Here is an 8,575-nt window from a genome sequence, read left to right as displayed (position 1 = left end):
AAAAAGCTGCAGACGACGCCGTCTGAGTTTAGGGCAGCCCACCGCTTGTAAACTCGATCGCTTGCTTCTGTCCTACTCTCCTTCAATAGCAAAAGCGACCTCAGAAAGGTCGCTTCATTGAGCTAATCTGCCCGTAGTTTAGCCACCCCCACTTTACTTCGATAAAAGGGTCAAGTTCTTGTCGTTCGTCCGCGACAAGAACTTGACCCTATAAAAACAAAAACCCGCAAGTTATGCGGGTTTGAATCGGGCTATGTTCTTGACGTCCGACACCAATGTCCAATTTCCTATTTGTTCGGGACTAATAAGTCAAAATACACACCACCAAAAAGAACAAAAACCAACTAATAATAATTCATTAAATTATTTCAAATTCCTTCCAGTCAATTACGCAAATCTGCCCGTTACTTCAATGAAGAAAGGGAGCAGTTGCCACGTCGTCTGCTCCCTTTCTAATTCCACTATCGTACCCGTTTAGCTTAATCTTGGGATGTATTATTAATTGATAATGCGATTATTAGTAGCCCAGTAAGCAGACCCTTCTATCGTATTGGTGGTGCCCATCTAAATGTTGAAAGAACTGTCTCGTCATAGTGCGTGAATGGAGAATCATATCTTGCAGCAATCGAAGGAATTCCTTTTTTAAAATCATAATTAGCCCATATATTTTCTACATTGATCTGCCAATCAACTTTTATATATTTATATTTATACTCACTATTATTTGTTTCAACTTTAAACTTTTTATCAGGTGCTCTAGAGATAATATCTCTGGCCATTTTTTCAATGAAGTCTTTTATTTGTTTTCTTGTTTGATTTGCGATTTCTTTTCCGTTGGCACTTTTATTTTCGATTTCGACAAGTGCTATATCTACTGAAGCTAGATTATAACCAAATGAAACTAAATAATCGTATCCTATTTTAGTATTATCGTTAATGTCAATTCTAAATTTAATATCAGTGGCAGCCGTTTTTAATGGCGACTGACTATTGTAATTTTTGTCCAAATAATCCTGAAGCTCTGCTTTTGAAGCGAACGTCGATTGCATTCCACTGTTATTACTAGCAACATAATTTCTCAGAAAGTGACTACCCCCTCAAGAGTTGCCTATCAGCAATTTCCTCGTATTGACGCTATGGATTTCGTTTCCGTCGGCATCCTTCCCCACTATGCTCATAGATGTGAAAAACCTTCCAGCAGTTCTGGGGAAGCTTCTTAAGCATGCCCAAAATAAGTATAAGCCTTAGGATCAGAATAATTAAGAGAAAAATCATTTCTTTCTTCTAAGTTGAACGATGCCGCACGAAAGGATCAAGGCACCTGCAACAGCTACCAGACTATAACTAATCGAAGATGCCGCTGAATTTATGGATTGAGGCGGTTTTTTCGCATTTGCTTTTTGAGCCTGATAAAATTGATCGAAGACAGAGACGTACTCATCATTAGGATTATTAAGGACTTCTACAACTCGGTCTTCTTGGATAATGCCAATGTTGTTCGAATCTGCCACAACAGTTAGGGTATTGTCCGGCAATTTACGCTGCAGAATCAACATTTTTTCTTTTTTACTATCCGGATAGTTCTGATGTACGGCTAGCCCCCCTTCCGATTGCTTTAGGATTGCAATATCCGAGTCAAGGTTCCCTTTTAATATTTGATCGACCTTAACATGAATAAGTTTGACTACGTATGGTCCAGGTTCATTCTTCCTTTGAGCAAGTTTTTCAATCCTGATGATGTTGCCGGTGAAAATCACATCTGCATATTGCAACATATTATCTGGAGAAAGAACCAAGGCCTTTCCATAAGAAGGGGTAGTACCTTGAATAATCAGAAATAACCCGAGGCAGCATGTTATGATAACGCTTACTGAATAGCGCATTTTCGATCATCCCTCCTCTGCCATGCAGGATCTCATCCACTATCGTCTCCGTTAGTTGAAAAATTACTTTATTTGCATTGAGTTATATCGTTCTTAGCTAAATCCAAGGCAACCGCGAGTTTAATCTGAAATATTCTACTAATCCCCTTCATCCATTTCTCAATCGGATACACTTCGACTATTGGAGCAACCGTATCATCATACCGGTCCAATTCAATCTTAATAACTGAGTGAGTATCCACAAGAAAGCTAAATATATCCTCACCTTGTTCGGGTATCCATGATAATACGTGTACTGTTTTCATTACGGGAAATGTCTCTTTGATAATGTTTAAGAATCTACGCATGGATATATCATTGAACAAGTGAAATTTTGAGGCATTTAGTTCTTCTCGGTATGCTTGTTCTGTCATAGTCCCTTTGAGTTTCATATCCTGCCTACTTTCTTAAGCCACTCCCTAAACGAATAAAGGCTTTTTGAAATTAACTTTACCTTTCATTATTCAAGGGAGTCGTGAAATTATCCTGCCAATAGGTCAACAGACTGCCACAATCGGTGCTGGCAGCCTGTCTGGATCATGAAGCTCTCAGTGCCCGTTAGTTCAGTCATCTTCAAGATGTCCGGACGCCATGGTATTGACCAATTCATTCATAACGTAGCATTAGATAGACTAATAAATAAATAAAAAGAGCAACCCCACTAGATGCGACGAGCAAACTAGTAATCATACCTATCCAAAAACTGGGTCTTCGAATAAAATGTAATCTCGATAAGATATTTTGACAATACAGCCTAGTACCTTCCTTCATTTACATCACCGCCGCTTTCAATACATATCCAATTTATTCCACAGTAGATATGTATTATCCTGCTTCGTTAGTTAAGCAAAGGCAGCCGATCATTTCTGGCCGGCTGCCGTCGTGTTTTCTTTATTCAACTATCGTATCCGTCGAGCTGAGCCACCTTCACTTTACTTCGGCAAAAGGGTCAAGTTCTTGTCGACAAGAACTTCCTCAACTTTTATGTTCAAACTCAACGAAGTTTTACAACTCATATTATTTATCCAGTTCAACCCATTTGACGTCGTGGGTTCTATCGTAGCCGTTAGCAAATACAGTGACATACCCCGCGCTTATGTATTTAACTTTAACGCCTTTGAACGGAACATAGTAACCACTATCCTGTTCTTCTGTATTACATTTCTCGTTAAATTCCTCAGTAGACTTAACAATACTACCGACTCCGATCTTCTCCATTTTAGAGTTTCGTAATACATTCATATGTTTACCCCCACAACTTTAATAGTTTGGTTAGTTAGGTTGTAAGCCTTGAACCAATTATGAACATCGACTCCCGGCTCTCACCTAGAGAGTCCAAAGTACTGGCCAATCAGAGTCTATCAATTCTTTCATTCTGGACATACCTCCCTCAAAATAAGAATAATAGATATGAAATGTCGATGTCCCGGATAAGGTGCTGTCACATGGATGCTACATTTGTCAAAAAAGAACACTTCAATCGGGCTGCTTATCCCCTATGTTTATCTCCCGAAAATCCACTTCCGTTTTATATTCTAATCCGAGGATTTTTGCACTAATTTCCGCCGTTTGGAAAGATCATGAGAGGCTGTCCCAAAAGTAAACTCTGGAACACCATCAGCAGCAAAATAGGATGGCATTCGGAAAAAACCAAGGAACTAAGCGGCCTGTTCTCGCTTAGCTCCTTGGTTTTTGGTGTCCTCCGCTGCTTTTTTGAGCAGATTGTGGGCAAGCGAAAGCTGTAAGGTGGTTCGGCATATAAATTTTCACTCTTTATCTTACCTCTGCGAAACAGGAGCAGAAATAGGCCGTCGAAGAAATCGGCGGCTTTGTTTCCATTATCATTCTCCGATAGCATGGCCGCGCTATGAATTTCAAAACGCTTTACCAGAATGTCCCTTCTGTAAGGTGTTATTAAATGGTCTAATCTTTCATTTGGAGATTCCTGGTTTTGTACATTTTCATGCAGTACCAAACAAAAAGCCGTCGAGTTCATCAACGGCTCTTGCAAATATTTTATTTTTTATCGATCAGATGCTTGTCGATCTCCTCGGCGAGTGACGATAAATAGGCCATTACCTCCGCCTCCGTCGTAGCCGTCAGTAAGCTCTGATCAGACACTTTGATGCTATTTAAAAGCGTGTTCCGATAAGGAAGCGGCATGACAGCATAGTTTAATTCTTCGATCAACACATCCATGCCTTTGAATGAAAGCTGTCCGGATTTGGGCACCGCCGATTTGACGGTCAGCATATCCTGCTGCCCCCAATCTTTCTGGAACTGGCTGTCGGGATTCAGGATGACGTCCTTCATAAATTTCCAGGCAAGCTCCTTCTGTTTGGAGCCTTCGGCTATGGTCAGCAGGTTGTAATAAACAGCATTGGCCTTTGCTCTCTTCTCCAAAAAGGGCAATGGGGCAAAACCGAATTTTCCTGCTGTTTGTGAAGTAGCTTCCAAAGGATAAAACATATTTGCCGCCCCAATGCCCATGCCCGCATTAAACGCACGCAATTCGTTAAATACCGGAGCGGCTATGGAGGAAACGGCTTTGCTCGCTTTGCTCGTATTCATATGGAACAGCAGCTTGGTTATAGCCGCTACAACCGGTTTACTATTCAAATAACCGCTTAACCGGTTACCATCGGTCGCTATAATGCTTTGCCCGCTGCTCCGCGCAAGCGACTCTACCATATGCAGGCCCAACGGAACGACGCTCCCAAATATTTCCTTCCCATCGACCCGATTGGCCGCCTGCAGCTTGATCGACTGATTAAAAAACTGATCCCAAGTCCACTCCTTGTCGGGATATGGCATTCCGGCTTTGTCAAACCATTCCTTGTTGTAAAATACGGCAAGCGGCAGCGGGTTCAATGGAATGCCGATCAGCTTTCCTTTTACGGTCGACATTTCTACGAGTTTCTCGTACAGGTCGTCGGTAGTCATTTTATCCGACTTAAACATAGGCACCAGATCGGCAAATGTATTTTGCTCGATTTGTATCGTATCGTGGTTGGCGTAAATGAGATCAATCGGTTTATTGTCTTTGGCCATTTCCAGCAAGGCCGCTCTATATCCTTTTGGCGTGGCTAACTTTTCTACGTGTACTTTGACCCCCGGATTCGCGTCTTCAAACAGCTTGGCGCTTTTCTCGAACGAGCTGATCCGGTTCTTAGTATTTGAATCCATCGTAACGAGGGTGATTTCTTCGGCGCCCGGAACAGTTGAGGTCGGTTTGTCCGTCCATGCGGAGCACCCGGCAGTTAAGCTCGAGGCAAAGACAAGAGCGCTGGTCACAATGAGTTTTTTCAATAATCTTCACACTCCATTGAGATATCGGTCAATACCAATTCGTCTCCTTCAACCATTCATCAATCGCAGAAGCTGCTCCCGACATTTTTATTTGCACTTCCGCTTCCGAGCCGAGAGAAGCAAGTTGATCCAACCTATTTACAGTAGCGAACAATTTGGTTTTTGGGTTGCGGTAAATGACCGGCTTGACGGCATAATTCAATTCGTCAATGAATACCTTCCATGCCGGCTCGTCGTTCAGCTTAAGCTTGTGAATGGAAGACTGGGAGGCAAGCGTTGCCTGTTTCGACCAATCCACTTGAAATTCGCTTTTCGGGTTAAGGACAATATCCTTGATGAACTTCCAGGCCAGTTGTTGCTGCTTGGAAGCGGCGACGATGGATAGCGCAGCTTGGATCCATACCGCATTGGCCCGAACTCCGCTCTCCAGACGGGGCAGCGGAGCAACTCCGATCCTTTCTTTCAACTCCGGGTTATGGGCAAGGGGAAAATAGTTCCCGATTCTCCCGACGCACATTCCCACATTGCCGGAGGAAATTTCTTTAAGGATTGCAAGTGTCCCATTGGGCACTTTTTTTACGACATCTTGGTTGTTGATCTCCTTCAGCAAAAAGGCGAACGCTTCGACGACAGGCCGGCTATCCAAATATCCGGTTAAATGGCTATTGTCAGGTGACAGCATGCTGCCGCCGTTGCTTTGTGCAAAGGATTCAAATACATCCAGATTGATCGGAACCGCGCTGCCGTAAATCTCCTTCCCCCGGACGGTGTTGGCCTCTTTCAAACGGACCGACATCGCGAAAAATTGTTCCCAGGTCCAATCCTCCGCCGGCTCGGGCAGATTTGCCCTGTTGAACCAATCCCTGTTGTAGAATACGGCCAGCGGTTGAGGAGACATCGGGATCCCTGTTAATTGTCCGTTCTCCGTCATCAGATCGGTTAGCGGTTTGTATAAGTCGTCGGGAGTTATTCCATCTTCCTTATAAAATTGAAGCAGATCGACAAACAAGCCCTGTCTGCTGAACTCGGTATCATAAGGCCATAAGACGAGGTCTATCGCATTGGAGCCGCTTATTCGTTCCAAAAATTTGGCCCCATGGAAATCGAGTAAAGGCATTGCGGCGATTGTAACCTCTATCCCAGGATTGGCGGATTCGAAAGCTTGTGCATATTCGATGAACGTGGATACTCGGGTTGAGCCGGCGCCATAGTCGGGTACAAGGATCGTCAAAGACCGTTCTTTCGGACTTGGCTGTTCCGGGGTTATTACGGCTCCTGATGAGTCACACGAATCATCCATATACTGTTCCATCAAGAACTGCTTCCATTCCGCTTCGAACTGGCTCGGTGTGCGCTCAAAGATGGGTTCGAGGTTGCCCAGGTCTCGAAGCAGGCGGCGGAGGGCATCCCAGCCATATCGGGTCACGATAAAATCAATCAGGGTGTAGCCTAATTCGCGACCTCTAATCTGTGAAAACTTATCCGCCTCCACTGCCCGCAAGTATTTAATAGAAGGGAGTTCGCGTTGTCGGTAAATGGGAGCTACCCAACTTTGTACTCGCTTGCGGGACCATTCTTGCGCGAGATACTCTCCTACCCCATGTAGAAGAAAATTCGGTATTTGCGGGTTCAATTGCTTGGCTAACGCTTTACTATACAGAGCCAAAGAGCGTCGGACGATGCCCTGATAATCAAAGTGCGGTCCCGGATTCAAAGGGGAAACGATCTTCACAACGTTCAACTGACTGAAGGTTCCGATAACGGTTTTTTTAGCGGAATTGTTTTCCGGGAACATCGACTCCAGATCGGGATAAATCTCATACGCTATTTTTGTGTGCGGGGTGAAATTTAAAGATGATGTAATGCGCCGGAAGTTTTTGCGCAAAATGGCCATGAAATCGACGGTCACCTTCTGGAATTCCGGATCGCTTTGCCCGGTTTCCAGCATATTGACCATGTTAATGTATTGCTTGGGATTGAAGGGCGCTGCGATGTGCCAGTTTTCCAAGTCATTTTTCATTTTTCCCAAGCAGCGGTACATCCTGTTTTTGATCGTGCTCTCATGCAATTTCAACAGCTTGGCGATGTCGCGGAAGGAGTAGTCGGCAACATAACGCAATGTGAGAATTTCTTGGTCGATCTGATCTAGTTTATTGAGGGAAGTACCAAGATCAATTTTGAAATCCACCTCCTTCGTGAAGTCGGTCGTTATAAAACGCGAAAAGCTAGTCTCCTGACCTTCCAGCAACTCTTTGGTGTGATACGCCCTCCTTGCTTCGTTCATCATGGTGTTGGAGGCAATGGAATACAGCCACGTGTACAAACTCGACTTGTTCTGAAACGAGTTCAGCGACTGATGTGCCTTGAGAAACACCTGTTGCGTCAAATCCTCCGCTTGATCGATCCCCGCTTTGTAGGCGATATACCGCTTGATACGATCATAATGCTCCATTAACAGATCATTATCGTGCCAATTCACGGATCGGTGCACCTCCCAGTCATGTTAGACACTTCAGGATGGGAAAAAGACCAAGTTTTATTAAAATTTTTCTCTGCGTCGTATGAAACGGGGCTTATTGTTATATTTGAAGTTACGAATGTAACGAACAGGAGCAGCTCGCCGAGGCGCCTACTCCTGTTTAACATTATCGAGACAAACGATATCAGCATTTATCTCCCGTGTTATGTACTTCCTCCACTCACTAGTACTGAATTGCCGAAGAAAACCAACAGTTACCAGCTGGGTTAAAACGGGTAAGAAGTAGTATAAAAACTTCGAACCCTGCCAGGAGGGGATTGGAATGAATACTGGACCGAAAAAACGGCCGCTGCACTTGACCGACAAACAACGCGATGTGTTAACAGGAATTGTCAGACGCAGACTCGCACCGCAGCAGGTTGCCAAACGCGCTCGCATCCTATTTGAATCAGAGCAAGGTTTCAGCAATCTGCAGATCAGCAGCGAATTCCGCTGAATCGTCCACAAGTTGGCGTTTGGCGTGAACGCTGAATCGACCATAGCGATCAACTTGGCGTCATTGAATCGGATCAACCGAATGAGCTGGAAGCGTTCATCATCGAATTGCTAAGCGATGCGCCTAGACCGGGTATGTCGCCTACCTTTACGTCGGAGCAGGTTAAACAGATCATGCCATTGCCAGCGAGGACCCCAACGTCTCCGGACGCCCTGTCACGTATTGGACTCCACGGGAGATTCGGGATGAAGCCATTTCGCGCCGTCAAAACATTTGGAACTTCTTATTGCACAGGACCCGGATACCGAGTCGGTTTTCGTAATCGATTAACTCCATATTCATTGCTCCGAAAGTGTCATCCGCCTTGTT

The 8,575-nt window shown here is 44.3% G+C and carries 7 protein-coding genes; 1 reads left to right on the top strand and 6 read right to left on the bottom strand.

All coding sequences use genetic code 11. From position 1 onward, the window contains the following. Positions 1-542: 542 nt before the first annotated feature. From FE784_RS36840 to FE784_RS36815, 6 genes are all read right to left on the bottom strand, one after another. Positions 543-1,007: a hypothetical protein gene (locus FE784_RS36840; RefSeq protein WP_139607234.1), complete on the bottom strand. Its 465-nt coding sequence runs from the start codon at positions 1,005-1,007 to the stop codon at positions 543-545. A 264-nt stretch (positions 1,008-1,271) separates the two neighbouring features. After that, on the bottom strand, positions 1,272-1,883 hold the full coding sequence (locus FE784_RS36835; RefSeq protein WP_139607233.1) for a hypothetical protein: 612 nt from the start codon (positions 1,881-1,883) through the stop codon (positions 1,272-1,274). A 1,056-nt stretch (positions 1,884-2,939) separates the two neighbouring features. Further along, positions 2,940-3,164 carry a hypothetical protein gene (locus FE784_RS36830; protein ID WP_139607232.1) on the bottom strand — a complete coding sequence of 75 codons (225 nt, stop codon included), beginning with the start codon at positions 3,162-3,164 and terminating at the stop codon, positions 2,940-2,942. A 313-nt stretch (positions 3,165-3,477) separates the two neighbouring features. Next, positions 3,478-3,918 carry a hypothetical protein gene (locus tag FE784_RS36825; protein ID WP_139607231.1) on the bottom strand — a complete coding sequence of 147 codons (441 nt, stop codon included), beginning with the start codon at positions 3,916-3,918 and terminating at the stop codon, positions 3,478-3,480. A 20-nt stretch (positions 3,919-3,938) separates the two neighbouring features. Beyond that, entirely contained in the window at positions 3,939-5,231 is a 1,293-nt protein-coding gene (locus tag FE784_RS36820) for an ABC transporter substrate-binding protein (protein ID WP_139607230.1), read from the bottom strand. Positions 5,232-5,259: 28 nt separating this feature from the next. Further along, positions 5,260-7,710, bottom strand: a complete 2,451-nt coding sequence (locus tag FE784_RS36815; protein ID WP_139607229.1) for an extracellular solute-binding protein — start codon at positions 7,708-7,710, stop codon at positions 5,260-5,262. A gap of 322 nt (positions 7,711-8,032) precedes the next feature. Between FE784_RS36815 and FE784_RS41370 the strand changes: the two genes are divergently transcribed. After that, positions 8,033-8,206, top strand: a complete 174-nt coding sequence (locus FE784_RS41370) for a hypothetical protein (protein ID WP_176706785.1) — start codon at positions 8,033-8,035, stop codon at positions 8,204-8,206. Positions 8,207-8,575 lie beyond the last annotated feature (369 nt).

The sequence above is a fragment of the Paenibacillus hemerocallicola genome (assembly GCF_006265175.1).
Classification (GTDB): domain Bacteria; phylum Bacillota; class Bacilli; order Paenibacillales; family NBRC-103111; genus Paenibacillus_AB; species Paenibacillus_AB hemerocallicola.
The sequence above is the reverse complement of the archived record's forward strand: the minus strand, read 5'-3'. Positions and strand labels throughout refer to the sequence as shown.

Bases quoted from the DNA above. Each gene is read 5' to 3' on its own strand.
- FE784_RS36835 (WP_139607233.1), bottom strand. From the start codon at position 1,883: ATGCGCTATTCAGTAAGCGTTATCATAACATGCTGCCTCGGGTTATTT.
- FE784_RS36830 (WP_139607232.1), bottom strand. From the start codon at position 3,164: ATGAATGTATTACGAAACTCTAAAATGGAGAAGATCGGAGTCGGTAGT.
- FE784_RS36825 (WP_139607231.1), bottom strand. From the start codon at position 3,918: ATGAACTCGACGGCTTTTTGTTTGGTACTGCATGAAAATGTACAAAAC.
- FE784_RS41370 (WP_176706785.1), top strand. From the start codon at position 8,033: ATGAATACTGGACCGAAAAAACGGCCGCTGCACTTGACCGACAAACAA.